General features: G+C 71.8%; 27 protein-coding genes. 11 read left to right on the top strand and 16 right to left on the bottom strand.

The features are described from left to right. Positions 1-1311: a CynX/NimT family MFS transporter gene (locus DEJ46_RS30775; RefSeq protein WP_150271604.1), complete on the bottom strand. Its 1311-nt coding sequence runs from the start codon at positions 1309-1311 to the stop codon at positions 1-3. A 78-nt stretch (positions 1312-1389) separates the two neighbouring features. Between DEJ46_RS30775 and DEJ46_RS30770 the strand changes: the two genes are divergently transcribed. After that, positions 1390-2115 carry a FadR/GntR family transcriptional regulator gene (locus DEJ46_RS30770; protein WP_150271603.1) on the top strand — a complete coding sequence of 242 codons (726 nt, stop codon included), beginning with the start codon at positions 1390-1392 and terminating at the stop codon, positions 2113-2115. Here the strand turns inward: DEJ46_RS30770 and DEJ46_RS30765 are convergent. The 3 genes from DEJ46_RS30765 to fabG all read right to left on the bottom strand — a co-directional run bounded on the left by DEJ46_RS30765 (position 2039) and on the right by fabG (position 4256). After that, positions 2039-2470, bottom strand: a complete 432-nt coding sequence (locus DEJ46_RS30765; RefSeq protein WP_150271601.1) for a hypothetical protein — start codon at positions 2468-2470, stop codon at positions 2039-2041. The genes DEJ46_RS30770 and DEJ46_RS30765 overlap by 77 nt on opposite strands. 284 nt (positions 2471-2754) lie before the next feature. Then, entirely contained in the window at positions 2755-3531 is a 777-nt protein-coding gene (gene fabI / locus DEJ46_RS30760) for an enoyl-ACP reductase FabI (RefSeq protein WP_150271599.1), read from the bottom strand. A gap of 5 nt (positions 3532-3536) precedes the next feature. Further along, complete coding sequence (gene fabG, locus DEJ46_RS30755; RefSeq protein ID WP_150271597.1) at positions 3537-4256, bottom strand: 3-oxoacyl-[acyl-carrier-protein] reductase; 720 nt, start codon at positions 4254-4256, stop codon at positions 3537-3539. Between the two features lie 260 nt (positions 4257-4516). On the opposite strand from fabG, the gene DEJ46_RS30750 reads away from it, so the two are divergent. From DEJ46_RS30750 to tyrS, 3 genes are all read left to right on the top strand, one after another. Continuing rightward, positions 4517-6040, top strand: a complete 1524-nt coding sequence (locus DEJ46_RS30750) for a TldD/PmbA family protein (RefSeq protein WP_055644275.1) — start codon at positions 4517-4519, stop codon at positions 6038-6040. 82 nt (positions 6041-6122) lie between these two features. After that, positions 6123-7514: a metallopeptidase TldD-related protein gene (locus tag DEJ46_RS30745; protein ID WP_150271595.1), complete on the top strand. Its 1392-nt coding sequence runs from the start codon at positions 6123-6125 to the stop codon at positions 7512-7514. Between the two features lie 52 nt (positions 7515-7566). Then, positions 7567-8841, top strand: a complete 1275-nt coding sequence (tyrS, locus tag DEJ46_RS30740; protein ID WP_150271594.1) for a tyrosine--tRNA ligase — start codon at positions 7567-7569, stop codon at positions 8839-8841. Between the two features lie 73 nt (positions 8842-8914). Here tyrS and DEJ46_RS30735 read toward each other — a convergent pair whose 3' ends face one another. After that, entirely contained in the window at positions 8915-9190 is a 276-nt protein-coding gene (locus DEJ46_RS30735) for a GlsB/YeaQ/YmgE family stress response membrane protein (RefSeq protein WP_150271592.1), read from the bottom strand. A 172-nt stretch (positions 9191-9362) separates the two neighbouring features. Here DEJ46_RS30735 and DEJ46_RS30730 point away from each other — a divergent pair, with 172 nt between their 5' ends. Next, positions 9363-9719: a DUF3099 domain-containing protein gene (locus DEJ46_RS30730; RefSeq protein WP_150271590.1), complete on the top strand. Its 357-nt coding sequence runs from the start codon at positions 9363-9365 to the stop codon at positions 9717-9719. A gap of 182 nt (positions 9720-9901) precedes the next feature. After that, positions 9902-10117, top strand: coding sequence for a hypothetical protein (locus DEJ46_RS30725; RefSeq protein WP_150271588.1), 216 nt, complete (start codon positions 9902-9904; stop codon positions 10115-10117). 11 nt (positions 10118-10128) lie between these two features. Here the strand turns inward: DEJ46_RS30725 and moaA are convergent, their stop codons facing one another. The 3 genes from moaA to DEJ46_RS30710 form a co-directional block, all read right to left on the bottom strand. After that, positions 10129-11118: a GTP 3',8-cyclase MoaA gene (gene moaA / locus DEJ46_RS30720; protein ID WP_150271586.1), complete on the bottom strand. Its 990-nt coding sequence runs from the start codon at positions 11116-11118 to the stop codon at positions 10129-10131. Between the two features lie 164 nt (positions 11119-11282). Then, a complete protein-coding gene (locus tag DEJ46_RS30715; protein WP_150271584.1) occupies positions 11283-12923 on the bottom strand; it encodes a cation acetate symporter in 1641 nt (546 codons plus the stop codon). Further along, positions 12920-13294, bottom strand: a complete 375-nt coding sequence (locus DEJ46_RS30710; RefSeq protein WP_150271582.1) for a DUF485 domain-containing protein — start codon at positions 13292-13294, stop codon at positions 12920-12922. The genes DEJ46_RS30715 and DEJ46_RS30710 overlap by 4 nt, the downstream gene beginning before the upstream one ends. 273 nt (positions 13295-13567) lie before the next feature. Between DEJ46_RS30710 and DEJ46_RS30705 the strand changes: the two genes are divergently transcribed. Beyond that, the gene (locus DEJ46_RS30705) at positions 13568-15109 is read left to right on the top strand and encodes a S8 family peptidase (protein ID WP_150271580.1); all 1542 of its coding nucleotides are present in this window, start codon (positions 13568-13570) and stop codon (positions 15107-15109) included. A 96-nt stretch (positions 15110-15205) separates the two neighbouring features. Continuing rightward, complete coding sequence (locus tag DEJ46_RS30700; protein ID WP_150271579.1) at positions 15206-16522, top strand: CoA transferase; 1317 nt, start codon at positions 15206-15208, stop codon at positions 16520-16522. Positions 16523-17055: 533 nt separating this feature from the next. Here the strand turns inward: DEJ46_RS30700 and DEJ46_RS30695 are convergent. The 8 genes from DEJ46_RS30695 to DEJ46_RS30660 form a co-directional block, all read right to left on the bottom strand. Then, a complete protein-coding gene (locus DEJ46_RS30695) occupies positions 17056-18099 on the bottom strand; it encodes a zinc-dependent alcohol dehydrogenase family protein (protein WP_150271577.1) in 1044 nt (347 codons plus the stop codon). 18 nt (positions 18100-18117) lie between these two features. Next, positions 18118-18813 carry a lysoplasmalogenase gene (locus DEJ46_RS30690; RefSeq protein WP_150271575.1) on the bottom strand — a complete coding sequence of 232 codons (696 nt, stop codon included), beginning with the start codon at positions 18811-18813 and terminating at the stop codon, positions 18118-18120. Beyond that, entirely contained in the window at positions 18810-19691 is an 882-nt protein-coding gene (locus tag DEJ46_RS30685) for a sterol desaturase family protein (RefSeq protein ID WP_150271573.1), read from the bottom strand. Before DEJ46_RS30685 ends, DEJ46_RS30690 begins: the two co-directional genes overlap by 4 nt. Positions 19692-19804: 113 nt before the next feature. After that, positions 19805-20533: a VIT family protein gene (locus tag DEJ46_RS30680; RefSeq protein WP_150271572.1), complete on the bottom strand. Its 729-nt coding sequence runs from the start codon at positions 20531-20533 to the stop codon at positions 19805-19807. Between the two features lie 24 nt (positions 20534-20557). Further along, the gene (locus DEJ46_RS30675) at positions 20558-21790 is read right to left on the bottom strand and encodes an amidohydrolase family protein (RefSeq protein ID WP_150271570.1); all 1233 of its coding nucleotides are present in this window, start codon (positions 21788-21790) and stop codon (positions 20558-20560) included. Position 21791: 1 nt separating this feature from the next. Beyond that, the gene (locus DEJ46_RS30670) at positions 21792-23072 is read right to left on the bottom strand and encodes an amidohydrolase family protein (RefSeq protein WP_150271568.1); all 1281 of its coding nucleotides are present in this window, start codon (positions 23070-23072) and stop codon (positions 21792-21794) included. Positions 23073-23084: 12 nt separating this feature from the next. After that, complete coding sequence (locus DEJ46_RS30665; RefSeq protein ID WP_150271566.1) at positions 23085-23984, bottom strand: SDR family NAD(P)-dependent oxidoreductase; 900 nt, start codon at positions 23982-23984, stop codon at positions 23085-23087. Beyond that, positions 23984-24781: an acetoacetate decarboxylase family protein gene (locus tag DEJ46_RS30660; protein WP_150271564.1), complete on the bottom strand. Its 798-nt coding sequence runs from the start codon at positions 24779-24781 to the stop codon at positions 23984-23986. Before DEJ46_RS30660 ends, DEJ46_RS30665 begins: the two co-directional genes overlap by 1 nt. Before the next feature lie 109 nt (positions 24782-24890). On the opposite strand from DEJ46_RS30660, the gene DEJ46_RS30655 reads away from it, so the two are divergent. From DEJ46_RS30655 to DEJ46_RS30645, 3 genes are all read left to right on the top strand, one after another. Continuing rightward, positions 24891-25559, top strand: coding sequence for a TetR/AcrR family transcriptional regulator (locus DEJ46_RS30655; protein WP_150271563.1), 669 nt, complete (start codon positions 24891-24893; stop codon positions 25557-25559). Continuing rightward, positions 25556-26554, top strand: coding sequence for a DEDDh family exonuclease (locus DEJ46_RS30650; protein WP_150271561.1), 999 nt, complete (start codon positions 25556-25558; stop codon positions 26552-26554). Before DEJ46_RS30655 ends, DEJ46_RS30650 begins: the two co-directional genes overlap by 4 nt. Positions 26555-26617: 63 nt before the next feature. Next, positions 26618-26851: a hypothetical protein gene (locus DEJ46_RS30645; protein WP_055644255.1), complete on the top strand. Its 234-nt coding sequence runs from the start codon at positions 26618-26620 to the stop codon at positions 26849-26851. The last annotated feature ends 24 nt before the right edge of the window (positions 26852-26875 follow it).

Here is a 26875-nt window from a genome sequence, read left to right as displayed (position 1 = left end):
TCAGCATTCGTCCTCGACGGTCCGGTCCCGCCCCGCGAGGGTTCCGATGATCATCTGCGGGACCATCAGGCCGCCCATGAGGGCGATGGGCAGTCCCCAGCCGCCGCTGTGCTGGTAGAGGACGCCGACGAGAAGGGGGCCGGGGATGGAGATGAGGTAGCCGACGCTCTGGGCGAAGGCGGAGAGGCGGACGACGCCGGCACCGGTCCGCGAGCGCATCCCGATCATGGTGAGGGCGAGCGGGAAGGCGCAGTTGGAGACGCCGAGCAGGACCGCCCAGATCCAGGCTCCGGCGGCCGGGGCGAAGAAGAGGCCGGTGTAGCCGGTGAGGCCGCACAGGCCGAGCGCGACGACGATCGGCCCCTGGGTCTTCATCCGGGTCGCGAGCCGGGGGATGACGAAGGCGAGCGGGACGCCCATGACCATGGTGACGGCGAGGAGCACGCCCGCGGTGGAGGCGGGGACGCCTGCGTCGCGGAAGATCTGCGGCATCCAGCCCATGGTGATGTAGGCGCCGGTGGCCTGGAGGCCGAAGAAGCAGCCGAGGGCCCAGGCGGTGCGGCTGCGGGTGACGCGCGGCGCGGGGGCCTGGGTCGCGGTGGTGGTCCTGGTCTCCTCGGGGGCGCGGTCCCGGTCGCGTACGAGCGGGATCCAGGGCAGGACGGCCAGTGCGGCGACGGCCGCCCAGACGCCGAGGCCGATGCGCCAGTCGCCGCCGAGGGCGGCGGTCATCGGGACGGTCGCGGCCGCGGCCATGGAGGTGCCGAGGGCGAGGGCCATGGAGTAGAGGCCCGTCATGCTGCCGATGCGGTCGGGGAAGTACCGCTTGACGATGACCGGCATCAGGACGTTGCTGACGGCGATGCCCATGAGGGCGAGGGCGCTGGCGGCGAGGAAGCCGACGGTGCCGCCGGCGAAGGGGCGCAGGATCAGGCCGGTGAGGATCGCGGCCATGCCCGCGCAGACGACGGCGGCGGGGCCGAAGCGGCGGGCGAGGCGCGGGGCCGTGATGCCGAAGATCGCGAAGCAGAGCGGAGGGACCGAGGTGAGGACGCCGGCGACGGTGCCGCTCATGTGGAGGTCCGCGCTGACCTCTTCGAGGAGGGCGCCGAGGCTGGTGATGGCCGGGCGCAGGTTCAGCGCGGCGAGGACGAGTCCGACGGTGACGAGGCCGAGGGTCCAGCGCTGCGCCCGACCCGCTGCGGGAGAACCGCCGGCCACGGCGGCTCCGGGCGGGACCGTGGTGGCCGCCGGGACGATGGTCGTGGCCGGTCGCGCGGTGGGGTCGAGGGTCTTCGGCTCGTCAGGCATGAGGCCATCATAGAATCATGGGATGATTGGTTGTCCAATCTCGAACGGTTCGCTGTCGAACGAATGGGAAGGTGTTCCATGGCCCTCGGTCATCCGCGGCGCGCAGGACTCTCCGATCAGGTGATCGCCGAGCTGCGGAACCAGATCACCTCCGGCGAGTGGCCGGTGGGTTCGCGCATCCCGACCGAGCCCGAGCTGGTCGAGCAGCTGGGCGTGGCCCGCAACACCGTGCGCGAGGCCGTCCGGGCGCTCGCGCACAACGGACTTCTCGACATCCGCCAGGGGTCGGGGACGTACGTCATCGCCACCAGCGAGCTGGCGGGCGTCATGCACCGGCGCTTCGCCGGCTCCGACCCCCGGCACGTCGCCGAGCTGCGCTCGACCCTGGAGTCCGCCGCCGCACGCTTCGCAGCCGAGCGGCGCACGGAGCGGGACCTGAAGCAGCTCGACGCCCTGCTCGCACGGCGCGAGGAGGCGTGGGGGTCGGGTGACGCGGAGCGGTTCGTGACGGCCGACGCGGCCTTCCACCACGCGGTCGTCGCCGCCTCGGGCAACGACGTGCTGACGGAGCTCTACGCGGACCTGGGCGATCTCCTGCGGGACTGGCTGCGCGACGACGTGGGGCAGGAGCTGCGGCCGGAGAACCACATGGACCACGCGCGCCTGGTGGACGCGATCCGCGAGGGCGACGCCGAGCGGGCGGGGACGGAGGCGGCCGGTTACCCCTTCATGTGCCTGAAGAGCCCGGCACCGGAGCCGGTTCCCGCGCCGGAGCCGGTTCCGGCTCCGCCGGCTGGTGCGTGACCCAGGCGGACCGGACCTCCTTCCAGCAGCGGCCGGAGACCTGGGCGTAGTCCGCCGGGCCGACGTCGACGGGGGCGCTGTCGGTGTCGACGTCCCACCAGCGTTCGCACTCGACGTGGAGCCGGACGCGGTCGGTGGCGGGGTACGGGTTCTGGCAGTACGCGGTGACGCGGGAGCCCTGGACGACGGTGCGGCAGGACGCCCCGAAGTTCTCCGGCTCGTCCGCGGGCGGGGCGGCCGCGGGGAGCTCCTCGGCCGGGGCGGGAGCGGCGCGCACCTCGGCGGCGACGGCGATCCCGGTGAGCAGAACGGCGACCGAGGCGAACGCGCCGAACCCGTGACGTATCGCGCGCATGCCCGTACCTCCTCCCCGTCAGCAGCAGAACATCACGCTCTGCCCCAGTCTGAGGTGATTCGCGCTACTTTTCGAGTCGGGGAGCGATCGGGCCTGGTCGGGGGCCGGATCGGGGCCTGCTCGCGGACATGGTCGCGAGCCTCGTCACGGGCTTGATCGGGGCCTGATCGCGGGCAGGTCGCCGGCCTCGTCACGGGCCTGGTCGCGGCACGGGAAAGGCCCGCGCGTCCGCCCCGGCAAGGGGGGACGCGCGGGCCTTCTGCCCAGCGGTGAGCAGCGGGCGCTTACGCGCCGATCGCGTGCAGACCGCCGTCGACGTGGATGATCTCGCCCGTCGTCTTCGGGAACCAGTCGGAGAGCAGGGCCACGACGCCGCGGCCGGCCGGCTCCGGGTCCTCGAGCTTCCACTCCAGCGGGGAGCGGCTGTCCCACACGGCGGCCAGCTCGCCGAAGCCCGGGATGGACTTCGCGGCCATCGAGCCGATCGGGCCCGCCGAGATCAGGTTGCAGCGGATGTTCTGCTTGCCCAGGTCACGGGCCATGTAGCGGCTGGTGGCCTCCAGGGCGGCCTTGGCCGGGCCCATCCAGTCGTACTGCGGCCAGGCGAACTTCGCGTCGAAGGTGAGGCCGACGACGGAGCCGCCCTCGCTCATCAACGGCAGCAGCGCCATCGTCAGCGACTTCAGGGAGAAGGCGGAGACGTGCATGGCGGTGGCCACGGACTCGAACGGCGTGTTGAGGAAGTTGCCGCCGAGGGCGTCCTGCGGAGCGAAGCCGATCGAGTGGACGATGCCGTCGAGACGGTCGCCCAGGTGCTCACGGACCTGGCCCTCGAGGCGGGCGAGGTGCTCGTCGTTGGAGACGTCGAGCTCCAGCACCTTGACCTTGTCGGGGTGGGGCAGCTTCTTGGCGATGCGCTCGGTCAGCGTCGGCCGCGGCCAGGCGGTGAGGATGATCTCCGCACCCTGCTCCTGGGCCAGCTTCGCGGTGTGGAAGGCGATGGAGGACTCCATCAGCACACCCGTGATCAGGATGCGCTTGCCCTCGAGGATTCCGCTCATGGTGATCAGTGACCCATGCCCAATCCGCCGTCAACCGGGATGACGGCTCCAGTGATGTACGAGGCGTCGTCGGAGGAGAGGAACTTCACCGCTGCGGCGATCTCCTCCGGCTGCGCGTAACGGCCCAGCGGCACCTGGGACACGATGCCCGCGCGCTGCTCGTCGGTGAGGACCGCGGTCATGTCGGTGTCGACGAAACCAGGGGCGACGACGTTGAACGTGATGTTGCGCGAGCCGAGCTCACGCGCGAGGGAGCGGGCGAAGCCGACCAGGCCGGCCTTGGAGGCGGCGTAGTTGGCCTGGCCCGCGGAGCCCAGCAGACCGACGACCGAGGAGATCAGGACGACGCGGCCCTTCTTGGCCCGCAGCATGCCGCGGTTGGCGCGCTTGACGACCCGGAAGGTGCCGGTCAGGTTGGTGTCGACGACGGAGGTGAAGTCCTCCTCCGACATGCGCATGAGGAGCTGGTCCTTCGTCACGCCGGCGTTGGCCACGAGGACCTCGACCGGACCGTGCTTCTCCTCGATCTCCTTGTACGCCTGCTCCACCTGCTCGGCGTCGGTGATGTCGCACTTGACGGGCAGGCAGCCGAGCTCGACCAGGGCGGCCGGGGGCTCGCCGGAGCGGTACGTGATCGCGACCTTGTCGCCGGCCTCGGCGAACGCGCGGGCGATGGCGAGGCCGATGCCCCGGTTTCCTCCGGTGACGAGAACCGAGCGGCTCAACGGATCACCCTTTCGATAGCGGTCTGGTAGCCGAAAACCTATCGGTATCGCCCCCGACATGAGGAATCGACCTCCGACAGTGGCGTAGGGGCGTCACTGTCGGATCCCTACAGCTCGGAGCGGGTAGGGGTCCACCGGGAAGGACCTGAGGAGCGGCCCGCGGGGAGCGCTCGTAATGGGCCCACTCGGCCGCCTTTCCCATGATTGACTTCCGGAACAGCTCAACCGACGTCTTCCGATCACCGAGAGCGAGGCCGCTCGTGGTCCATCAGATCGACCCTTCGTTCGTCGCGCTGCCCCTGCGGGCGCTCGCCGACGCGGCGCTCGCCCGGGCGCGTGCGCTCGGCGCCGAGCACGCGGACTTCCGCCTGGAGCGGGTGCGCAGCGCCTCGTGGCGGCTGCGGGACGCCAAACCGTCCGGTTCCTCGGACACCACCGACCTCGGCTACGCGGTGCGGGTGGTGCACGGCGGGGCCTGGGGCTTCGCGTCCGGGGTCGACCTGACCATGGACGGGGCGGCGAAGGTCGCCTCGCAGGCGGTCGCCATGGCGAAGCTGTCCGCCAAGGTGATCGCGGCGGCGGGCTCCGACGAGCGCGTGGAGCTGGCCGAGGAGCCCGTGCACTCGGAGCGCACCTGGGTCTCCTCGTACGAGATCGACCCCTTCTCCGTCCCCGCCGAGGAGAAGAGCGCGCTGCTCGCCGACTGGAGTGCGCGGCTGCTGCGGGCGGAGGGCGTGGCGCACGTGGACGCCTCCCTGCTCACCGTCCACGAGAACAAGTTCTACGCGGACACGGCGGGGACGGTCACGACCCAGCAGCGCGTCCGGCTGCACCCGCAGTTCACGGCCGTCGCCGTCGACGGGACGACCGGTGAGTTCGACTCGATGCGGACGATCGCGCCGCCGGTCGGGCGGGGCTGGGAGTACCTGACGGGCACCGGCTGGGACTGGGACAAGGAGCTGGACGAGATCCCGGGGCTCCTGGCCGAGAAGATGCGGGCGCCGAGCGTCGAGGCCGGGCGGTACGACCTGGTCGTGGACCCGTCGAACCTCTGGCTGACGATCCACGAGTCGATCGGGCACGCCACCGAGCTGGACCGGGCCCTCGGCTACGAGGCGGCCTACGCGGGCACCTCCTTCGCCACCTTCGACCAGCTGGGCAAGCTGGCGTACGGCTCGTCGATCATGAACGTGACGGGTGACCGGACCGCCGAGCACGGGCTCGCGACCATCGGTTACGACGACGAGGGCGTCGAGGCGCAGTCCTGGGACCTGGTGAAGGACGGCACGCTCGTCGGCTACCAGCTGGACCGGCGGATCGCGAAGCTCACGGGCCTGGGCCGGTCGAACGGCTGCGCGTTCGCGGACTCCCCCGCGCACGTGCCGGTGCAGCGGATGGCGAACGTCTCGCTCCAGCCGGATCCGGGCGGTCTGTCGACCGAGGACCTGATCGGCGGGGTCGAGCGGGGCATCTACGTGGTCGGCGACCGGTCGTGGTCGATCGACATGCAGCGCTACAACTTCCAGTTCACCGGGCAGCGCTTCTTCCGCATCGAGAACGGCCGGCTCGCCGGGCAGCTGCGGGACGTGGCCTACCAGGCGACGACGACCGACTTCTGGGGCTCGATGGAGCAGGTCGGCGGCCCGCAGACATACGTCCTCGGCGGCGCCTTCAACTGCGGCAAGGCCCAGCCGGGCCAGGTCGCCGCGGTCTCCCACGGCTGCCCCTCCGCCCTCTTCCGGGGTGTCAACATCCTCAACACGACGCAGGAGGCCGGTCGATGAACGCGCGCCACCAGATCTGCCGGGGGTCCGGGGGTCGTCCCCCGGGCAAGCACAGTCTCAACACGACGCAGGAGGCCGGTCGATGAGCCGCGTCAGCAAGCCGTACGAGATCGTCGAGCGGGCCCTTGAGCTGTCCCGTGCCGACGGGTGTGTCGTCATCGCCGACGAGGAGTCCTCCGCCAATCTGCGCTGGGCCGGGAACGCGCTGACCACCAACGGTGTCACCCGCGGGCGCACCCTCACCGTCATCGCGACCGTCGACGGCGCCCAGGGCACCGCCTCCGGTGTCGTCTCCCGGTCGGCCGTCACCGTGGACGACCTGGAGCCGCTGGTCCGGGCCGCCGAGGCCGCCGCGCGGGCCGCCGGGTCCGCCGAGGACGCGCAGCCGCTGGTCGAGGGCGTGCCCTCCTCCCCCGACTTCACGGACGCCCCGGTCGAGACCTCCTCCGCCGTCTTCGCCGACTTCGCCCCGGCGCTCGGCGAGGCCTTCGCCCGGGCCCGGGCCGGCGGCCGTGAGCTGTACGGCTTCGCCAACCACGAGCTGACCTCGACCTACCTGGGTACGTCGACGGGGCTGCGGCTCCGGCACGACCAGCCCAACGGGACGCTTGAGCTGAACGCCAAGTCGCCCGACCGGTCGCGCTCCGCCTGGGCCGGTCGCTCGACGCGGGATTTCAAGGACGTCGACCCGGCCGCGCTCGACGCGGAGCTGGCGACCCGGCTCGGCTGGGCGGAGCGGCGGATCGAGCTGCCCGCCGGGCGGTACGAGACGCTGCTGCCGCCGACGGCCGTGGCCGACCTGATGATCTACCAGCTGTGGTCGTCCACGGCCCGGGACGCGGTGGAGGGCCGTACGGTCTTCTCCAAGCCCGGCGGTGGCACCCGGCTCGGCGAGACCCTCTCCCCGCTGCCGCTGACCCTGCGCAGCGACCCGAACGAGCCGGGCCTGGAGTCCGCGCCGTTCGTGATCGCGCACTCCTCCGGCGACGACTCCTCCGTCTTCGACAACGGTCTGCCGGTCGGGCCGATCGACTGGGTGAAGGCCGGAAGCCTGGCCCACCTGATCACCACCCGGCACACCGCGGGCCTTACTCGGTTGCCCGTGGCGCCCGGGGCGGGGAACCTGATCCTGGACGCCGGCGGCGAGCGGTCGCTGGAGGAGATGGTGGCCTCGACCGAGCGTGGCCTGCTGCTGACCTGCCTCTGGTACATCCGCGAGGTCGACCCGGCGACGCTGCTGCTGACCGGGCTGACCCGGGACGGCGTGTACCTCGTCGAGAACGGCGAGGTCGTCGGCGAGGTGAACAACTTCCGGTTCAACGAGTCGCCGGTGGACCTGCTGTCGCGGGCCTCGGAGGCGGGCCGGACGGAGAAGACGCTGCCGCGCGAGTGGAGCGACTGGTTCACCCGGGCCGCGATGCCCGCCCTGCGGGTGCCGGACTTCAACATGAGCTCGGTCAGCAAGGGGGTCTGACCCACCTAGACTGAGTCGTCGTACCACCTACAACCTGAGGAGACTGACGGTCGTGACGGACATCGTCGACGAGCTGAAGTGGCGTGGGCTGTTCGCCCAGTCCACCGATGAGGACGCACTGCGCAAGGCTCTCGCGGACGGTCCGGTCACGTTCTATTGCGGGTTCGACCCGACCGCGGCCAGTCTCCACGTCGGTCACCTGGTGCAGGTGCTCACCGTCCGCCGGCTCCAGCAGGCCGGGCACCGTCCGCTGGCACTGGTCGGCGGGGCCACCGGGCAGATCGGTGACCCGCGGCCGACGGCCGAGCGCACCCTGAACGACCCGGAGACGGTCGCGAACTGGGTGAACCGGCTGCGCACGCAGATCGAGCCCTTCCTCTCCTTCGAGGGGGAGAACGCGGCGGTCATGGTGAACAACCTGGACTGGACCGCCGGGATGTCGGCGATCGAGTTCCTGCGGGACATCGGCAAGCACTTCCGGGTCAACAAGATGCTGACCAAGGACTCCGTCGCCCGGCGTCTGGAGTCCGAGCAGGGCATCAGCTACACGGAGTTCAGCTACCAGCTGCTCCAGGGCATGGACTTCCTGGAGCTGTACCGCCGCTACGGCTGCGTCCTCCAGCAGGGCGGCTCGGACCAGTGGGGCAACCTGGTGGCCGGTCTCGACCTGATCCACCGCATGGAGCCCGGCGCCGAGGTGCACGCGCTCGCGACGCCGCTGATGGTCAAGGCGGACGGCACCAAGTTCGGCAAGACCGAGGGCGGGGCCGTCTGGCTCGACCCGGAGATGACCACGCCGTACGCGTTCTACCAGTTCTGGCTGAACGTGGACGACCGCGACATCTCGACGTACATGCGGATCCTCTCCTTCAGGTCCCGCGAGGAGCTGGAGGAGCTGGAGGCGCAGACCGCCGAGCGGCCGCAGGCGCGGGCCGCCCAGCGGGCGCTCGCGGAGGAGCTCACCACGCTCGTGCACGGCGCCGAGCAGTGCGCGGCCGTCATCAACGCCTCGAAGGCGCTGTTCGGGCAGGGCGACCTGGCCGAGCTGGACGGGGCGACACTCGCCGCCGCCCTGTCCGAGCTGCCGCACGCGCGCGTGACCGAGCTCGGCCAGGTCGTGGACCTGTTCACCGAGGTCGGGCTCGCGCCGAGCAAGTCGGGCGCGCGCCGCACGGTGAAGGAGGGCGGGGCGTACGTGAACAACGTGAAGGTCACCGCCGAGGACGCCGAGGTGTCGGCGGACGAGCTGCTGCACGGCCGCTGGCTGGTGCTGCGGCGCGGCAAGAAGAACCTGGCGGCGATCGAGTTCGCCGGCGCGGAGGGCTGATCCGCCCGCACGCCGAAGAGGCCCGGTACGGCAGCTGAGCTGCCGTACCGGGCCTCCCGGTCTCACGGGGGTGTCACGCCCGCTGTCTGTTCCCCTTGATCGAGACCCAGATCATGTCGCCCACCCCGACCACGGCGACGGCGCCGATCAGCTGGAGCAGGTGGCGGGTCCAGTCGATGCCCTTGGTGTCGTTGACACCGATCCAGGTCGCGACCGCGTTGCCCAGCACGCTGCCGAGAATGCCGAACACGGTCGTCAGCCAGAGCGGGATCTGCTGCTTCCCCGGCAGGATCGCCTTCGCGATCAGGCCGAGGACGAATCCCACGATGATCGCCCACAACCAACTCATCGTCGCCTCCTCCTTTTGCGCATGTGGGCCCAGTCTCCGGCCGTCCGCCATTCGGCGCATGTCGGACAGCTCCATTCGTGCCCCGGTCTCGTCGGCGTGGAGGGCCGGGCGTACGGTGGAGCGAGGTCCGGGCCGGGGAGGGTCCGGCGCGACCGGTGGGTGGTGGACGACGATGCCGAAGCGTGGCGGAAGCGAGGTCTTCCGGATCACGGGGGCCCGTCAGGGGCTCGCCGACGACGTCCGGGGGCGACAACGGCGGTACATCATCTCGATGACCGTCCGAACGCTCTCCGTGATCGCCGCGGCGGTGCTGTGGAACGTCGAACGGCACGTGGCGATCGTGGCGCTCGCCCTCGGGATCCTGCTCCCCTATATCGCCGTGGTCATCGCGAACGCGGGCCGGGAGTCGGCTCCGTCCCTTCCCTCCACCTTCGTACCTGCTGCGGTGCGTCCCGCGCTCGGCGCGGCGGGGACGGTCGAGGCGGCCAAGGGTGCCGGGGCGGAGACTCCGCACGGCGGCCGGAACTGATCACGGACAGTGGCCGGAAACCTCAAGAAAAGCTCAGATCAATCGCGACGTTCCAGTGCACCGCACCCCGTGTGCCGTGACATACTGCCTACGCGCTCCGCATCCCCCGTCGGAGCGACGGACCGATGCCGGGCAGCTCCCCCCGTGGCTGCCCGGCATCGCCCTTGCTGGACAATGATCAGGTGAGTGAAGAGAAGCCGATCTGTTCCGCCAAGGGCTGCCGCGTCGACGCCGTCTGGGTCCTCGCGTGGAACAACCCCAAGCTGCACACGCCCGAGCGCCGGAAGACCTGGCTCGCGTGCGACGAGCACCGCGAGCACCTCTCCCAGTTCCTGGGGGTACGGGGTTTCCTCAAGGACGTCGTCCCGCTGAGCGAGTGGGAGCCGGCCGAGGGCTGACGGCCCCGGTCTCAGCCGCCGATCGCCGACATCGGGCGGTCGGGCTGGAGGAAGCTCGGGTCGTCGAGGCCCGAGCCGGCCTTCTTGCCCCACATGGCCTGCTTCCAGATCCGCGCGACCTCTTCGTCCGGCGCGTCCGAGCGGAGGGTGGCCCGCAGGTCCGTCTCCTCGGTGGCGAAGAGGCAGGTGCGCACCTGTCCGTCGGCGGTGAGCCGGGTGCGGTCGCAGGCCCGGCAGAACGGGCGGGTGACGGAGGCGATGACGCCGACCGTGTGCGGTCCGCCGTCGACGACCCAGCGCTCGGCGGGGGCGGAGCCGCGCTCGTCGGCGCCCTCGGCGGTCAGGGTGAAGCGGGTGCGGAGGGACTCCAGGATGTCCCCGGCGGTGATCATGCCGTCGCGCTTCCAGCCGTGCTGGGCGTCGAGGGGCATCTGCTCGATGAAGCGGAGCTCGTAGCCCTCTTCGATCGCCCAGGCGAGCAGGTCGGGGGCCTCGTCGGCGTTGAGCCCGGGCATCAGGACCGCGTTGACCTTCACCGGGGTGAGGCCGGCGTCCCGCGCGGCGGCCATGCCGTCGAGGACGTCGCGGTGGCGGTCGCGGCGGGTGAGGGTCTTGAAGACCTCGGGGCGCAGCGTGTCCAGGGAGACGTTGACCCGGTCCAGGCCGGCGGCCTTGAGGGCGGTGGCCGTGCGCTTGAGCCCGATGCCGTTCGTCGTGAGGGACATGCGGGGGCGGGGCTCCAGGGCGGCGCAGCGCTCGACGATCCCGACGAGGCCGGGGCGGAGCAGCGGCTCGCCGCCGGTGAAGCGGACCTCGGTGACGCCGAGGTCGGTGACGGCGATGCGGATCAGCCGGACGATCTCGTCGTCGGTGAGGAGATCGGGCTTCGCGAGCCACTGGAGGCCCTCTTCCGGCATGCAGTACGTGCAACGCAGGTTGCACCGGTCGGTGAGCGAGACGCGCAGGTCGGTGGCGACCCTGCCGTAGGTGTCGATGAGCACTGTGGGCCCCCTCCCCGTCTTGCGGATGCGTGTGGTCCGAGCCTACGTGAGGCCGCGGACAACGAGCAGGGCAGATTGTCACGGGACCGGCGCGGCCGCGTCGTAGAACCCTACGACGCGGCCGGTGGATCGCTGCGGAACGTATACGAGACGTCGCGCTCGGGTCAGTGCTTGACCGCCGCGGCGACCCCGACGCCGGTGAGGGACTTGACCTCCAGCTCCGCGTACTTGCCCGCGTCCGGCTCCTCCTTGGAGAGGAGCGAGCCGAGCCAGCCGAGGAGGAAGCCGAGCGGGATCGAGACGAGGCCGGGGTTCTCCAGCGGGAACCAGTGGAAGTCCACGCCCTTGAACATCGAGGCCGGGCCGCCGGAGACGACCGGCGAGAAGAGGACGAGCACGACGGAGGAGATCAGTCCGCCGTAGATCGACCAGAGAGCGCCCTGGGTGGTGAACCGCTTCCAGAAGAGCGAGTAGAGGATCGTCGGCAGGTTGGCCGAGGCGGCGACCGCGAAGGCGAGGGCGACCAGGCCGGCGACGTTGAGGTCGCGGGCGAGGGCTCCGAGGGCGATCGACACGATGCCGATGAGGACGGTGGACCAGCGGGCGGCCCGCATCTCCTCCTTCTCGGTGGCCTTCCCGCGCTTGATCACGTTCGCGTAGATGTCGTGCGCGAAGGACGAGGAGGAGGCCAGGGTCAGTCCGGCGACCACGGCGAGGATGGTGGCGAAGGCGACGGCGGAGATGACGGCGAGGAGGATCGCGCCGCCGGTGGAGCCGGCGCCGCCGCCGACCTCCAGGGCGGTGAGCGGGGCCGCCGTGTTGCCCGCCTTGTTGGACGCCCTGATGGTGTCGCCGCTGAGCAGGGCGGCGGCGCCGAAGCCGAGGACGATCGTCATCAGGTAGAAGGCGCCGATGATGCCGATGGCCCAGTTGACCGACTTACGGGCGGCCTTCGCGGTCGGCACCGTGTAGAAGCGGATCAGGATGTGGGGCAGGCCGGCCGTGCCGAGGACGAGCGCGATGCCGAGGGAGAGGAAGTCCAGCTTCGACAAGGCGCTGACGCCGTACTTGAGGCCGGGGTCCAGGAAGGCGTCGCCCTTGCCGCTGTTGGTGGCGGCCGCGCCGAGCAGCTCGGAGATGTTGAAGTTGAACTTGAGGAGGATGAGGAAGGTGATCAGGAGGGTGCCCGCGATGAGCAGGACCGCCTTGACCATCTGCACCCAGGTGGTGCCCTTCATGCCGCCGATCGTCACGTACACGATCATCAGGACGCCGACGAGGGCGACGATCGCGATCTTGCCGCCGTCGCTGGTGATGCCGAGCAGCAGTGAGACGAGCACGCCGGCGCCCGCCATCTGCGCGAGCAGGTAGAAGATCGAGACGACGATGGTGGAGGTGCCGGCGGCGGTCCTGACGGGCCGCTGGCGCATCCGGTAGGCGAGGACGTCGCCCATGGTGAACCGGCCGGAGTTGCGCAGGGGCTCGGCGACCAGGAGCAGGGCGACGAGCCAGGCGACGAGGAAGCCGATCGAGTAGAGGAAGCCGTCGTAGCCGTAGAGGGCGATGGCGCCGCTGATGCCGAGGAAGGACGCGGCGGACATGTAGTCGCCGGAGATCGCGAGGCCGTTCTGGAAGCCGGTGAACTGGCCGCCGCCGGCGTAGAAGTCGGCGGTGCTGCGGGTCTGGCGGCCGGCCCAGACGGTGATGATCAGGGTCGCGACGACGAAGGCGCCGAAAAGGGCGATGATCAGCGGCCGGTGCTCGCTGGTGGCGTTGCCCGCCGCGAGCAGGACGGTGGAGCTCATGCGTCGCCCTCCATACGGTTCCGGATGGCCTCGGCCCGGGGGTCGAGGCTGTTCGCCGCGTGCCGCGAGTAGAGCCAGGCGATGAGGAAGGTGGTCAGGAACTGGCCGAGGCCCAGGACCAGCGCCACGTTGATGTTGCCGAAGAGCCTGGTGCTCATGAAGTCGCCCGCGTAGTTGGAAAGCAGCACGTAGAGCAGGTACCAGGCGATGAAGGCGAGGGTGAGGGGGAAGGCGAAGGAACGGTAGGTACGGCGCAGTTCGCCGAACTCCTCGCCCTCCTGCACCTCGACGAACTGCTCCGTCGTGGGCGGCACGGGACCGTGGTCGGTGTCCGTTCCGTTTCTGGGCGGCGGCGGTGCTTCGGTAGCCACGGAATCTCCTCGTGACGCGGGGGCGGACGACATGCTCAAGGGGGCCTCACCAGGGGTGCGGGAACGGGGGCACCGATCGGAGCCCCTCCCCTGTCCAACGGCACGGAGCCGGATGCGAAGTGGTTCACGCGAGGGATTTATTCGCACAGATCTTCATGAAGTCTTCTCAACTCATTGAAGCGGCGCCAAGATCAGCGATAGCTTCACTCGTCATGCACCTGTCCGCGCGTAAACCCGCGCGTGGACAGTACATACGGATGATGTGGAGAACCCATGGCTCATCTGGGATCGAGGCGCGGCCGAGCTCTTGCTCTGCCTGCTGGTCTCGCGCTCACGGCCTCGCTCGGCTTCCTTCCCTCCGGCGCCGCCTCCGCCGCGGATCTGAGTGACGCTCCGGCTGCGGCCGTCGCCGCGACGAACGGGCCGAAGCTCTCGTACGTCGTCAACGTCGCGGGTGGTCGCTGGACCGCCGCCTCGGTGAAGAAGGCGATCGCCGCCGCCGGCGGAGAGGTCGTCATCTCGTACGACAAGATAGGCGTGATCGTCGTCCACTCGCAGAACCCCGAGTTCGCGAAGACGATCCGCCAGGCGCGGGGCGTGGTGTCGGCCGGTTCGACCCGTACCGCCCCGCTCTCCGTCCAGACCGACACCTCGGTCGACGAGGGCGCTCAGACGCTGTCCGCGGCCGAGGCCAAGGCCGCCGCGGCCACGGCCACGGACGACCAGGACCCGCTGGAGCCCCTGCAGTGGGACCTGCCCGCCATCAAGGCGGACAAGGCCCACGAGAAGACGCTGGGCAGCAAGCGCGTGACCGTCGCCGTCATCGACACGGGCGTCGACGACACGCACCCGGACCTGGCGCCGAACTTCGACGTCAACGCCTCCGCGAACTGCGTGTCCGGCAAGCCGGACACCACCGCCGGCTCGTGGCGCCCCAACCCGGGCGAGAGCGACCACGGCACGCACGTCGCCGGCACGATCGCCGCCGCCAAGAACGGCATCGGCATGACCGGTGTCGCCCCGGGCGTCAAGGTCTCCGGCATCAAGGTGTCGACCCCGGACGGCTTCTTCTACACCGAGGCCGTGGTCTGCGGCTTCATGTGGGCGGCCGAGCAGGGCGTCGAGATCACGAACAACAGCTACTACACCGACCCGTGGATGTTCGCCTGCAAGAACGACGAGGACCAGAAGGCCCTCATCGAGGCGGTCACCCGTGCGACCCGGTACGCGGAGAAGAAGGGCACGGTCAACGTCGCCGCGGCCGGCAACTCCAAGTTCGACCTGGCTGCCGACTCGATCGTCGACAACAGCAGCCCGAACGACACCACGCCTGGCGACCGGGTCATCGACCCGAAGGAGTGCCTCGACTACCCGGCCATGCTGCCGGGCGTCGTCACGGTCTCCGCGACCGGAGCCAAGGACCTCAAGTCGTCCTACTCCAACTACGGTCTCGGCGTGATCGACGTCGCCGCCCCCGGCGGTGACCGCACCGAGTACCAGACCCCGGACGCCCCGGCGGTCAACGGCCGCATCCTGTCGACCACGGTCAACGGCGGCTACAACTACAAGGCCGGCACGTCGATGGCCGCGCCGCACGCGGCGGGCGTCCTCGCGCTGATCAAGTCGACGCACCCCTACGCGAGCCCGGCGGCCCTCAAGGCGCTGCTGTACGCGCAGGCCGACGACCGCGCCTGCACCAACCCGTACGACATCGAGGGCGACGGCAAGATCGACGCCGTCTGTGAGGGTGGCAAGAACAAGAACGGCTTCTACGGGGCCGGTCTGATCGACGCGCTGGACGCTGTCCGCCGCTGATGATCCACGAGGGCCCTGGTGCGGTGTGCCGCACCAGGGCCCTTTTGCATGGCACTGAGTGCCACGTGCTGCCATGTGCCGTGCCATAGTGCCGCCATGGACAACACACCGCGTTCCGGTACGGAGTTGCTGTGGTCGGCCCTCGGCGGCGATCCCGCCCTGGTGGACCGCGTGGAGTACGGCGGGACCTCCGGGCTGCTGCCCGCGCGGCTGCCGGTGATGGACCTGGCGCGGGCCGCGGTCGCGGTCTGCTCGCTCGCCGCGGTGGAGCACGCGGGGCTTCCGGGGCCGGTGCGGGTGGACGACGGGGCGGTCGCCACGGCGTTCGTGAGTGAGCGTCATCTGCGGGTCGACGGGCGGGCGCCGGTGAACTTCGCGCCGTTGTCGCGGTTCTGGCGGGCGGCGGACGGTTGGGTCCGTACGCACGCCAACTATCCGCACCATCGGGCGGCGTTGCTCGCGGCGCTGGGAGTGGCGGACTCCGTCGGTGCCGTCGATGCCGTCGATGCCGTCGCGGCGGTGATCGGCGAGCGGAAGGCCGTCGAGGTCGAGAGCGCGGTGTACGCGGCCGGGGGCCTGGCCGTCGCCCTGCGCACGCCCTCGGAGTGGGCGGAGCACCCGCAGGGCCGGGAGGTGGCGGCGCGGCCGCTGCTGACCCGGGAGCGGCTCGACGAGGCCCCGCCGCGGCGCCGCTCCGGTCCGCTGCGGGTGCTCGATCTGACCCGGGTGATCGCCGGTCCCGTCGCGACGCGGACGCTGGCGCTGCTCGGGGCGGACGTGCTGCGGATCGATCCGCCGGGCAACCCCGAACTGCCGGACCAGCACGCGGACACGGGTGTCGGGAAGCGGACCGCGGCCCTCGACCTGGAGCGGCCGTCGGACCGGCGTACCTTCGAGGAACTCCTGGACTCCGCGGACGTGTTGGTCACGGGCTACCGGCCGGGCGCGCTCGACCGGTTCGGCCTCGACCGGCCGGGCCTGGTGACCGCGCGGCTTTCCGCCTGGGGCGACTACGGGCCGTGGGGCGGGCGGCGCGGCTTCGACTCGCTGGTCCAGGTGGCGACGGGGATCGCCGTGACCGAGGGCTCGGCGGAGGAGCCGGGGGCGCTCCCGGCGCAGGCCCTGGACCACGGGACGGGGTATCTGCTCGCGGCGGCGGTGCTGCGGTCGCTGACGGAGCAGCGCGCGGAGGGCGGCGGCCGGCTCGTACGTCTGGCACTCGCCCAGACGGGCCACTGGCTGACGACCGCGCTGCCGCGGTACGAGCCGGAGCGGTACCTCACGGAGTCGGAGGGCCCGCTCGGACGCCTCCGGCACGCGCTGTCGCCGGTCGCGTGCGAGGGCGGCCCGACGGGCTGGTCCCGGCCGCCGGGCCTGGCCGGGGCGGACGCTCCGGAGTGGCCGGGGGCCTGAGGCCTGAGGCTTGGGGCGGGTCGGGTCGGGGCGGGTCGGTGGCGGGTGCCGGGTGGTGCGGGCCGGTTCGTGGCCGGCGCCGGAGGGGGATCCCCCACCCCGCCCCTTCCCGAAACCCTGCCGGAGGCTGGTGGGGGTCGAGGTAGGTCCCGGGGGCCTGCGCCCCCGGACCCCCCTGACGGCGCTCGGCAGCTTCGCGCCGGGCTGGAGCCTGCCCGGGCCGGTCAGGACCGGGCCGAGCCGGGATGGGCCGGGCCGAGCTGGGCCGAGCCGGGCAGGGCCAGGCAGGGCAGGGCCAGGCCGAGCCGAGCTGGGCCGAGCCGAGCCGGGCAGGGCCGAGCAGGGCAGGGCCAGGCCAGGCCGGGCCGAGCAGGGCAGGGCCAGGCCGGGCAGGGCCAGGCCGAGCCGAGCTGGGCCGAGCCGGGCAGGGCCGAGCAGGGCAGGGCCAGGCCGGGCAGGGTCGGCTGGCCCTACCTAGGCCGGTCTGAGCTGCGCCATGCCGGGGCGGGCCGGCCGGGCACGGCCCCGTGGGGTTACGGCTTGATCAGGACCTTGAGGGCTGTGCGGTCTTCCATGGCCTTGTAGCCGGCGGGGACGCCGTCCAGGTCCACCGTCAGGTCGAAGACCGGGGACGGGTCGATCGTGCCCGCCAGGACGTCCGGGAGCAGTTCCGGGATGTAGGCGCGGACCGGGGCCACGCCGCCGCGGAGGGCGATGTTGCGGTCGAACATGACCGAGAGGTCGAGGCCGGTGCCGCTGCCGTGGGGGACGCCCACGTAGCCGATGGAGCCGCCGTCGCGGGTGATGGCCACCGCGGTGCGCATGGACTGTTCGGTGCCGACCGCCTCGATCACGCCGTGGGCGCCCTGGCCGCCGGTGAGTTCGCGGACCGCGGCCTCGGCGGCCTCACCGCGCTCGGCGACGACGTCGGTGGCGCCGAAGGCGCGGGCGATGTCCGTGCGGGCGGTGTGGCGGCCGAGCGCGATGATCCGCTCGGCGCCGAGGCGCTTGGCGGCGAGGACTCCGCAGAGGCCTACGGCGCCGTCGCCGACGACCGCGACCGTGGAGCCCTTCGTGACGCCCGCGCCGAGGGCCGCGTGGTGGCCGGTGCCCAGGACGTCGGAGAGGGCCAGGAGCGCGGTCAGGAGGTGGTCGTCGGAGGCGGCTTCGGCGGGCAGCTTGACGAGGGTGCCGTCCGCGAAGGGGACACGGACCGCTTCGCCCTGGCCGCCGTCGGAGCCGACCGAACCCCAGAAGCCGCCGCGCGGGCAGGAGGTCTGGAGGCCCTCGGCGCAGTACTCGCAGGTGCCGTCGGACCAGACGAAGGGCGCGACGACGAGGTCGCCGGCGGCGAAGCCGGTGACCTCCGGGCCGGCCGCCTCGACGATGCCGAGGAATTCGTGGCCGATGCGCTGGCCGGGCTGCCGCGCGGACTCGCCGCGGTAGGCCCACAGGTCGCTGCCGCAGACGCAGGCGCGCAGCACGCGCAGGACGACGTCGGTGGGGTCCTGGATCACCGGGTCGGGCACGTCCTCCACGCGCATGTCGAACGGGGCGTGGATGGTGGTGGCGCGCATGGGGGGCGGTCCTTGCTGTCAGATGGTTGTACGACGTTCACCGTACATCGCCGCCAGCACTCCCACCGTCAGCAGGTACTGCGCCGCGATGTAGGTCAGCATCACCCAGAAGTCGGGCGCCGGCAGCTGGGGCCACTCGGCGACGCCGGTGGCGATGAGGGTGTCGGACAGCAGGAACAGGGCGCCGCCGAGGCCGGCCAGGAGGCCGAGGGCGCTCGCGCGGTACGCCATCGCGGTGAGCAGCAGCGAGTACCCGGCGACGGGGATCCGCAGCTCGGCGGGAAGGTCGGGCCAGAGGAGCACGACGGTGGTGAGCAGCGCGACCGCATATCCGGCGCCGAGGAGCGGAGACGTACGCCTCCGTCCGAAGTGGGCCAGGTAGCAGACGTGTCCGGCGGCGAAGGAGCCCATCCCGACGAGGAAGGCCCAGTCGGCGTCGGAGAGCAGGAAGACGTCGCCGCCCCAGCCGAAGAGGAGCGCGGCGGTCAGGAGCTTCGGGGCGCCCCTGGTGACGGCGTACGCGGCGAGCAGGGGCATCAGGAGCGGCTTGGCCAGCTGGTGGCCGAGTTCGGCACCCGCGAGGAGCGAGCCCAGGTCGACGACCACGGCGAGGCCGAAGGCGGCGAGCAGGGCTTGGGAGGCGGGTGAGGGGGTCGAGGAGGGTGCTGGGGGTGCGGTGGTGGTGGTTCGGGTGGGTGTCCGGTCGGTGGTCATGCTGCCGCCTCCGGCGTCGCGGCGGGCTGCGCGGATCGCTCCGGCGCCGGTCCCGGTTGCCAGCCCGGGCCGCGGAAGACCCGGCCGGCCCGCTCTCGCCAGTCGTGCGCGGAGCGGACGTCGCGGGCGATGGCGGCGTACTCGTGGGTGGCGACGCGCAGGGGGTTGTACGTCTCGATGTTCTTGGTCAGCCCGTAGACGGGCCGGTCGGTCTCGCCGGCCCAGGAGCCGAACATCCGGTCCCAGACGATGAGGATCCCGCCGAAGTTCCGGTCCAGGTAGCCGCCCTGGGAGGCGTGGTGGACGCGGTGGTGGGACGGGGTGTTGAGGACGTACTCGAAGGGGCGGGGCAGCTTGCCGACCCGCTCGGTGTGGATCCAGAACTGGTAGACGAGGTTCACCGAGGAGCAGAAGGCGAGCGCACCCGGGTGGACTCCGAGCGCGATCATCGGCAGATAGAACGGCCAGGAGGTGAAGCCGGTCCAGGGCTGGCGCAGGGCGGTGGAGAGGTTGAACCTGCGGCTGCTGTGGTGCACGACGTGGCTGGCCCACAGGACGCGGATCACGTGGTGCCCGCGGTGCGACCAGTAGTAGAAGAAGTCCTGGGCGAGCAGCATCAGCGGGATCGTCCACCACAGGACGGGCACGCGGAGCGGAGTGAGCTCGTGGACGGCCGCGTAGATCGCGACGATCGGGATCTTCCACACGAGGTCGACGAAGAGGCTCCCGAGTCCCATGCCGATGCTGGTGGCGGCGTCCTTGGCCTCGTACCCGGCGGCGTCGTCGTCCGGGCGGAGGCGGTAGCTGACCATCTCGACGACGGTGAGCAGGACGAACGCCGGTATGGACCAGAGGACGACATCGGGCAGGTTCGGCATGCCGACGACGGTAGGGGTGACGGTCGGGGTGCGGATAGACGTGGTTACCAACAAGTATGCGAGACGAGTTGTCAGCAAGCCTTGGCACCTTCCGACAAGGAGCCCCGAGCGGCCTAGATTCCCGTCGCTCCCAGCAACGAACCGGCGCCGTAGGTGACCGCCATCGCCAGGGCGCCGCCCGCCACGTTGCGGAGGATGGCGGGGCCGGCCGGGGCCTCGCCCAGGCGGGCGCTCCACCAGCCGGTGAAGGTCAGGGCCGCGAGGACGGAGACGACCGTGACCCAGAGGCGGGCGGAGGCCGGGGGAAGGACGATCGCGAGGAGGGGCAGCAGGGCGCCGACGGTGAAGGCGAGGAAGCTCGCGGCGGCCGCGTGCCAGGGGATCGTGAGCCGGTCCGGGTCGATTCCCAGCTCCACGCGCGCGTGGGCGCGCAGGGCGTCCCGGGCGGTGAGCTGTTCGGCGGCCTCGCGGGCCACGTCGGCGGAGAGGCCGCGGGCCGCCAGGAGGCCGGTCAGTTCGGCGAGTTCCGCTTCCGGGTCCTCGCGCAGTTCGCGCTTCTCCTGGGCGAGGGCGGCCTCCTCGGAGTCGCGCTGGGTGGAGACCGAGACGTACTCCCCCGCCGCCATCGACATCGATCCGGCGAGCAGTCCCGCGAGACCGGCGGTGAGCAGCGCCGCCTGGGACTCGGTGGCCCCGGCGACGCCGACGACGAGGCCCGCGGTGGAGACGACTCCGTCGTTGGCTCCGAGCACGGCCGCCCGGAGCCAGTTGAGACGGGAGCCGAGGCCTCCGCCGTGGGCCTCGTGTGCGGAGGCTTCGGTGTCCTCGGGTGCGTCGGTCACGTCAGGAGCGTCGCACCCGTCGGGTCACCAGACGCGGACCGACCCGCCCGGGGCGAAGGCCGGGCTCGTGGCGCCCGCCGGCACCTCCTTCAGCGGTTCGGCGATCTCCGCGACGGTCGGGCCGTGGACGGCGGCGAGCCGGTCGAGGAGGGCGAGGTCGAAGCCGTAGACGCGGGCGGCGTTGCCCCCCACCATGGCGGCGACCTCCTCCTGGGGGAGACCGGCGTAGGCGATGCGGAGGCCTTCGCGGGAGTACGGGGTGGTGCCCTCGTCGTGCGGGTAGTCCGTGCCCCACATGATCTTGTCCAGGCCGATCCGCTCGCGCAGCGGCACCTCGTGGGGGCGCATGAAGCTCGCGCCGACGAAGCAGTTGTCGCGCCAGACCTCGCTGGGACCCTTGCCCATGGACTCCGCGAGCCCGGCGCCGAACTTGGACTCGGCGGTGGAGGCCTTCGTCGCGGCCGACACCAGACGCCCGTGGTAGTAGTCCAGCATGTCGAGCACGCCCGGGATCCATCCCGAGCCCTGTTCGGTCAGGACCAGCTTGAGCCCCGGGTGGCGCCGGAACGCGCCGCCGAAGACCAGGTGCCACAGGGCCCGGTGGGAGAACCACGTCGTCTCCACCATGAAGACGGCGCGGGCCGCGGGCTCCTCCCCGAGCGGCGGCGACGCCGAACCGCCGTGGTGGTTGACCGGCACGTCCAGCTCCGCGCAGACCGCCCAGATCGGGTCGTACGTCTCCGAGTACAGCTCCGGGACGGGCGAGCCCGGCGGGACGCCGGGGAGCAGGATGCCCCCGGTGAGCCCCGCCTCGCGGGTGCGGCGGATCTCCGCGGCCGCCGCGTCCACGTCGTTGAGGAGGATCTGCGCCACGCCCGCCCTGCGCCCCGGCGCGTCCGCGCAGAAGTCGGCCAGCCAGCGGTTGTGCGCCTGGAGCCCGGCCCAGCGCTGCTCGTACTCGGCGCGGGTGGGCGGCTGCGCCATCAGCGAGGCCTTGGGGAAGAACGGCGGGATGGTGTTGGGGAAGACGACCTCGGCGACGACGCCGTCCTCCTCCAGCTCGCGCAGCCGGCGCTGCGAGTTCCAGTTGCGGTCGGCGGTGTCGGCGAGGAGGTCCTCGTACGGATTGACGTACGTCGCCGCCCAGGCGTCGAAGTCGTCGTGGTGTCTCTTCTCCAGGTACGGCCGGTAGTCCAGCAGGTCGGCGCCCGCGTGGCAGTCGGCCGAGATGACGGTGTACCTGTCCTGGTCGTCCATCTCAGTTCGCCCCCAGCACCGGGAAGTCGTGGTCCGTCAGCCAGTGGCGGCCGACCTCGCGCGAGCGGGCCCAGGAGGCCTCCACGGCCGCCTGGTCGGCCGGCTGGCCGAGGTCGGCGGGGGTGGGGCCGATCCGGCGGGCGATGGGTTCGAGGGCGGGGAGGTCAAAGCCGAAGACCTCCGCCGCCGCCAGGCCGAGCATCCGCCGGGTCTCCTCGACCGGGATGTCGTGGAAGGTGTTCCGCAGCCACGCGCGCGTGGCGGGCCAGGTCCCCTCCGGGTGCGGGAAGTCCGAGCCCCACAGGATGTTGTCGACGCCGATCTCGTACCGCTGGGCGAGCTCGCGCCGCTTGGTGTTGGTCGCGCAGACGAAGACCTGCCGGTCCAGGTACTCGCTCGGCGGCCGCTTCATCTCCGCGAACGGGGACAGTTTCTTGCCGCCGTGGGCGCCGAGGTAGAGCCGGTCCATGAACCAGAGCAGGTTGGGCAGCCACCAGCAGCCGGACTCGGCGACGCCGAACCTCAGGCCGGGGTGGCGCTCGAAGACCCCGGACCAGAGCAGGAACCAGAGGGGCCTCGCCGGCCAGAAGGTGACCTCGGAGACGTAGATCCCGAGGTGGTCGCCGTACTCCTCGCGGGGCGCGGCGCCGGAGTGGGTGACGACCGGCATGCCGGTCTCGGCGGCGGCCTCCCACACCGGGTCGTACCGGCGGTCGTGGTACGGCTCCTTGTCCACCCACATGGAGGGGATCATGAGCGCGCCGAGCCCGGACTCCTTGGCCCGGTGGATCTCGGCGACGGCCTTGGCGGGCTCGGCCGTGATCGGCAGCAGCGCCACCCCGCAGTGCCGCTCGGGGTTCTGTCCCACGAACTCGGCGAGCCAGCGGTTGTGCGCCTGCGCGCCCGCCATGCCGAGCTCCGGGTCCTGGTCGCCGGAGAGACCGAGGCCGACGCCGAAGGGGGCGGCGGTCTGGCTGTCGACGGCGTCCGCGTCGGGGAACACGACCTCGGCGGCGACCCCGTCGCCGTCGAGCTCCTTGAGCCGCTGGGCGGCGTCCCAGCCGCCGCGCAGGCCCTCCTCGTTGTCGTGGAACCACTTGTCGGCGAAGGCCTCGTTGCGCACGCCGAGGCGGGTCATCGCCTCGCGGCGCGCCTCGCGCCCGGCGAGGAACTCGTCGAAGTCCCGGTGGAAGCGGCGGTCGAGATAGGGCCGGTACTGCTCGGTGGGCAGTCCGGCGTGGCAGTCGGAGGAGATGATCAGATAGGGGTCCTCGTACGTCATGTGTCGGCGTCCTCAGTCTCGGTCGGTCCGGTCGAGGATGAAGCTCTCCAGGTACGACGGGTTGGCGCGGTCGAGCATCGACCGCGAGCGCGCCCGGATCTGGTCGTCGCTGTGCTCGCTCTCCGGCAGCATCCAGAACCGGTCGGCGCGGATGCCCTCGACGACCAGCTCGGCGACGTCCTCCACCGGCGTGAAGGCGATCTCCTGCCCGGCCTCCTTCATCGCGGCCTCCCACTGGTCGAGGCTGCGGTACGGGCTCCTGCGCGGGCGCTCCTTCGCGAAGCGCTCGGGCCGGTTGCGGTGCGACTCCCACAGGCCCGTGCGGAGCATGTGCGGGCCGGGGAACAGTACGGAGGCGCCCACCCGCGCGTGCTCGGCCCGCAGGTGGGCGTAGAGCGACTCGGTCATCGTGACGACGGCCGCCTTGGTGACCGCGTACACGGAGGCGGTGGGCAGCGGGGCGATGCCCCCGTCGGCGGAGGAGGTGTTGACGACGTGGCCGGGCTCGCCGCTCGCGATCATGCGCGGGAGGAAGGCCTGGATGCCGTGGAAGACGCCCCAGATGTTGACGGAGAACGCCCATTTCCAGTCGTTCGGTTCGTGCTCCCACATCCGGCCCTCGGCGCCGGAGCCGACGCCGGCGTTGTTGCAGAGGACGTGGACCGCGCCGAAGGTGTCGAACGCCGCGTCCGCGAACGCCCGGACCGCGCCGGGGTCGGAGACGTCGACCGTGCGGGCGAGGATCTGCGCCCCGCCCGCCATCAGTTCGTCGGCGGCCTCCGCGAGGGCGCCCGGCTCGACGTCCCCGAGGACGACGGACATGCCCTCGGCGGCGAAGCGGCGGGCCATGGCGAGCCCGATGCCGCTCGCCGCGCCCGTGACGACGGCGACCTGTCCCGCGCGCAGCTCCATCAGACACTTCCTTCCGGGGGGCCGTCGAGGATCTGCAGCGGGTCGTCGTACCGCTGGTGGACGTAGGGCAGCAGCGCCTGCGCGGAGACGCGTTCGGCGACCGTGCCCCGCTGGTCGGTGGTCTTCTCGCCGATCGTGATCTCGACGAGCCGGCGTACGGGCAGGTCGGCCACCGGGTCGTACATGGACTCGCGCAGGACCACGTCACCGGTGACCCGCTCCAGCTTCCGCACCTTCTCGTTGCGGACGCAGTGGACGAGGACGGGGTCGGCGTCGAAGCCGGTGCCGTCCACCCCCGGCAGGAACTTGAAGTAGAAGTCGGTCTTCTCGACGGGCTCCGGCAGCGGCAGCGGGCCGGAGACGGCGCCGCGCACCTCGACGAAGGCGATGCCGTGCCGGGCGAGGGCCGCGCGGACGACGAGGCCTTCGCGCTCGACCGTGACCTCGCCCAGCTTCTTCGGCTCGCCGAAGACCTCCCGCCCGCCGATCAGGGCGCGCTCGTGGGTCATCGGCATGACCAGCGGGTACCAGCCCTCGCGGTCGCCGTGGGCGGCGGCGACCGCCACGGAGCCGGCGCCCAGGGGGTAGCCGGTGAGGTCGACCCGGCTGATGTTGGCGCGGACGAGGGGGCGTGCCGTGGGTTTCAGCGGGGGCGGCAGGATCGCCGCGACGACGTCGGGGTCGGTCTCCCAGACGGCGACCACTCCGGTGGACCAGATGTCGGGGAGCTTCGCGCTCTTCGTGCGCGCCGCCGCGATCTCGGCGTCGGTGCGGGCGCCGTACCGTACTCGTGCCATGACGTACCACCCTTCGGGAAGGTCCTCTGGACAGTCGGCCTGTAACACAGTTACACCGTCGCCGATGAAGGGTAAAGACCCGTGCACGCCGAGGAGTTGGGGGAGAGCGATGGCACGCTCGGCACTGAGCCGCGACGAAGTCCTGGACACCGCCGCCGCCCTGGTGAGGGAGCACGGCCCGGCCGCCCTGACCATGCGCAGGCTCGCCGCCGAGCTGGGCACGGCGGTCACCTCGATCTACTGGCACGTCGGCAACCGCGAGTCGCTCCTCGACGCGCTCGTCAGCCGGACGGTCACCGACCTCGGCACGATCCGCCCGCGCGGGAAGACCCCCGCCGAGCGGATCGTCTCGGTCGCCCGCTCGCTGCGGCGCGCCCTGCGCGAGCGCCCGCACCTGGTGGCGATGGTCCACGAACGGGGCCTGACGGAGCGGATGTTCCTGCCGGCCCAGCGCGCCCTGGCCCATGAGGCCCACGCTGCGGGGCTGCGCGGGGCGCACGCGGCGCGGGCCGTCCGCGCGCTGCAGTTCCAGGTCGTCGGCTACGTCCTGGTGGAGCGCAACCGCGAGCGGGCCCCCGCGCAGTCCCCCGCCGAGGAGGAGCTGTGGCGCGAGGAGACGGCCGGGTCGGACGCCGAGCTGGCCCGGGCCCTGGCCGCGCCGATCGACACGGAGGCGCTCTTCGTCGACTCGGTACGGGCGCTGGTGGACGGTCTGCTCGCCGGGGCCTCCGGGGACACCGGGGACGGGGCTGTCGGTCGCGGGCCGTATTCTCTTTGACCATGCTCGACGACCGTACGACAGCAGCGACGTGGCCGGCCGCCTACCCACAGGGGTACGCGGTCGTCGACGTGGAGACCACCGGCCTCGCGCGCGACGACCGGATAGTCTCTGCTGCCGTCTACCGGCTGGACGCCCAAGGGAACGTCGAGGACCACTGGTACACGCTCGTCAACCCCGAGCGCGACCCCGGGCCCGTCTGGATCCACGGGCTGACCAGCGACGTCCTGGAGGGCGCGCCGCTCTTCCCGGAGATCGCGGCGGAGTTCGCGGACCGGCTCGACGGCCGGGTCCTGGTCGCGCACAACGCGATGTTCGACTGGCAGATGATCGCCAGGGAGTACGCGCGCGCCGAGCGGACCGCGCCCGTGCGGCAGCGCCTGTGCACGATCGCGCTCGCCAAGGAGCTGTCGCTGCCGCTGCCCAACCACAAGCTGGCGACGCTCGCCGCGCACTTCGGCGTCGTCCAGCAGCGCGCGCACAACGCGCTGGACGACGCGCGGGTCCTCGCCGAGGCGTTCCGGCCGAGCCTGCACGCGGCGGCCGAGCGGAACGTCCGGCTGCCGCTCCTGGAGTGCCGGCCGCTGACGGAGTGGGCCGGGGCCCCGGCGCAGCCCCGGATCGGCCACCAGGGTTCGTACGCGGCGCCGTCGTCGTCCGCGTACCGCATGAACTCCTGGCGCCCCTCCCGGAAGCGCCCCGCCTGCCCGTACCCCAACCCCGGGCGGTACGAGACGGACCGGCCGCTCAAGCAGGGCATGCGGGTGGCCTTCTCCGGCGACACCTCCGTCGACCGGGAGCTCCTGGAGGACCGCACGGTCGAGGCCGGGCTCCATGTCGCCACCAGCGTCTCCCGGCTGACGAGCCTGCTCGTCACGAACGACCCGGACGCGCCCACCTCCAAGACGCTGAAGGCGAAGTCCTTCGGGACGCCGGTCGTCGACGAGGCGGCCTACACGCAGCTGCTGCGGGACGTGGCCCCGGCAGACGGGTGACGCGCGGGGCCGGGTGGGCGTGGCTCGCTGCGCCCGCCCGCCGGGAGCTCCACCCTGTGGCGCATGGCACGTTGTGAGGTCTGCGGAAACGATTACGGCATGTCCTTCGAGGTCCATGCCCAGGGCGCGATTCACGTCTTCGACTGCTTCGCGTGCGCCATCCACCGCATGGCGCCCATCTGCGAGCACTGTCGCGTCCAGATCATCGGGCAGGGCGTCGAGAGCGAGGGCAGCTGGTACTGCGGCGCCCACTGCGCCCGCGCGGAGGGAAAGGTGGGCATCGTCGACAGGGTGTGACCGGCCGGTCCACGACTCCAAACC

Source organism: Streptomyces venezuelae (genome assembly GCF_008642375.1).
GTDB classification, from domain to species: Bacteria; Actinomycetota; Actinomycetes; order Streptomycetales; family Streptomycetaceae; genus Streptomyces; species Streptomyces venezuelae_G.
The sequence above is the reverse complement of the archived record's forward strand: the minus strand, read 5'-3'. Positions and strand labels throughout refer to the sequence as shown.

What these genes read in the sequence shown, in the direction of transcription:
- DEJ46_RS30775 (WP_150271604.1), bottom strand. Translation starts at nt 1,311, where the DNA reads ATGCCTGACGAGCCGAAGACCCTCGACCCCACCGCGCGACCGGCCACG.
- DEJ46_RS30770 (WP_150271603.1), top strand. Translation starts at nt 1,390, where the DNA reads ATGGCCCTCGGTCATCCGCGGCGCGCAGGACTCTCCGATCAGGTGATC.
- DEJ46_RS30765 (WP_150271601.1), bottom strand. Translation starts at nt 2,470, where the DNA reads ATGCGCGCGATACGTCACGGGTTCGGCGCGTTCGCCTCGGTCGCCGTT.
- fabI (WP_150271599.1), bottom strand. Translation starts at nt 3,531, where the DNA reads ATGAGCGGAATCCTCGAGGGCAAGCGCATCCTGATCACGGGTGTGCTG.
- DEJ46_RS30745 (WP_150271595.1), top strand. Translation starts at nt 6,123, where the DNA reads ATGAGCCGCGTCAGCAAGCCGTACGAGATCGTCGAGCGGGCCCTTGAG.
- DEJ46_RS30735 (WP_150271592.1), bottom strand. Translation starts at nt 9,190, where the DNA reads ATGAGTTGGTTGTGGGCGATCATCGTGGGATTCGTCCTCGGCCTGATC.
- DEJ46_RS30730 (WP_150271590.1), top strand. Translation starts at nt 9,363, where the DNA reads ATGCCGAAGCGTGGCGGAAGCGAGGTCTTCCGGATCACGGGGGCCCGT.
- DEJ46_RS30715 (WP_150271584.1), bottom strand. Translation starts at nt 12,923, where the DNA reads ATGAGCTCCACCGTCCTGCTCGCGGCGGGCAACGCCACCAGCGAGCAC.
- DEJ46_RS30705 (WP_150271580.1), top strand. Translation starts at nt 13,568, where the DNA reads ATGGCTCATCTGGGATCGAGGCGCGGCCGAGCTCTTGCTCTGCCTGCT.
- DEJ46_RS30700 (WP_150271579.1), top strand. Translation starts at nt 15,206, where the DNA reads ATGGACAACACACCGCGTTCCGGTACGGAGTTGCTGTGGTCGGCCCTC.
- DEJ46_RS30695 (WP_150271577.1), bottom strand. Translation starts at nt 18,099, where the DNA reads ATGCGCGCCACCACCATCCACGCCCCGTTCGACATGCGCGTGGAGGAC.
- DEJ46_RS30690 (WP_150271575.1), bottom strand. Translation starts at nt 18,813, where the DNA reads ATGACCACCGACCGGACACCCACCCGAACCACCACCACCGCACCCCCA.
- DEJ46_RS30685 (WP_150271573.1), bottom strand. Translation starts at nt 19,691, where the DNA reads ATGCCGAACCTGCCCGATGTCGTCCTCTGGTCCATACCGGCGTTCGTC.
- DEJ46_RS30675 (WP_150271570.1), bottom strand. Translation starts at nt 21,790, where the DNA reads ATGGACGACCAGGACAGGTACACCGTCATCTCGGCCGACTGCCACGCG.
- DEJ46_RS30670 (WP_150271568.1), bottom strand. Translation starts at nt 23,072, where the DNA reads ATGACGTACGAGGACCCCTATCTGATCATCTCCTCCGACTGCCACGCC.
- DEJ46_RS30665 (WP_150271566.1), bottom strand. Translation starts at nt 23,984, where the DNA reads ATGGAGCTGCGCGCGGGACAGGTCGCCGTCGTCACGGGCGCGGCGAGC.
- DEJ46_RS30660 (WP_150271564.1), bottom strand. Translation starts at nt 24,781, where the DNA reads ATGGCACGAGTACGGTACGGCGCCCGCACCGACGCCGAGATCGCGGCG.
- DEJ46_RS30655 (WP_150271563.1), top strand. Translation starts at nt 24,891, where the DNA reads ATGGCACGCTCGGCACTGAGCCGCGACGAAGTCCTGGACACCGCCGCC.
- DEJ46_RS30645 (WP_055644255.1), top strand. Translation starts at nt 26,618, where the DNA reads ATGGCACGTTGTGAGGTCTGCGGAAACGATTACGGCATGTCCTTCGAG.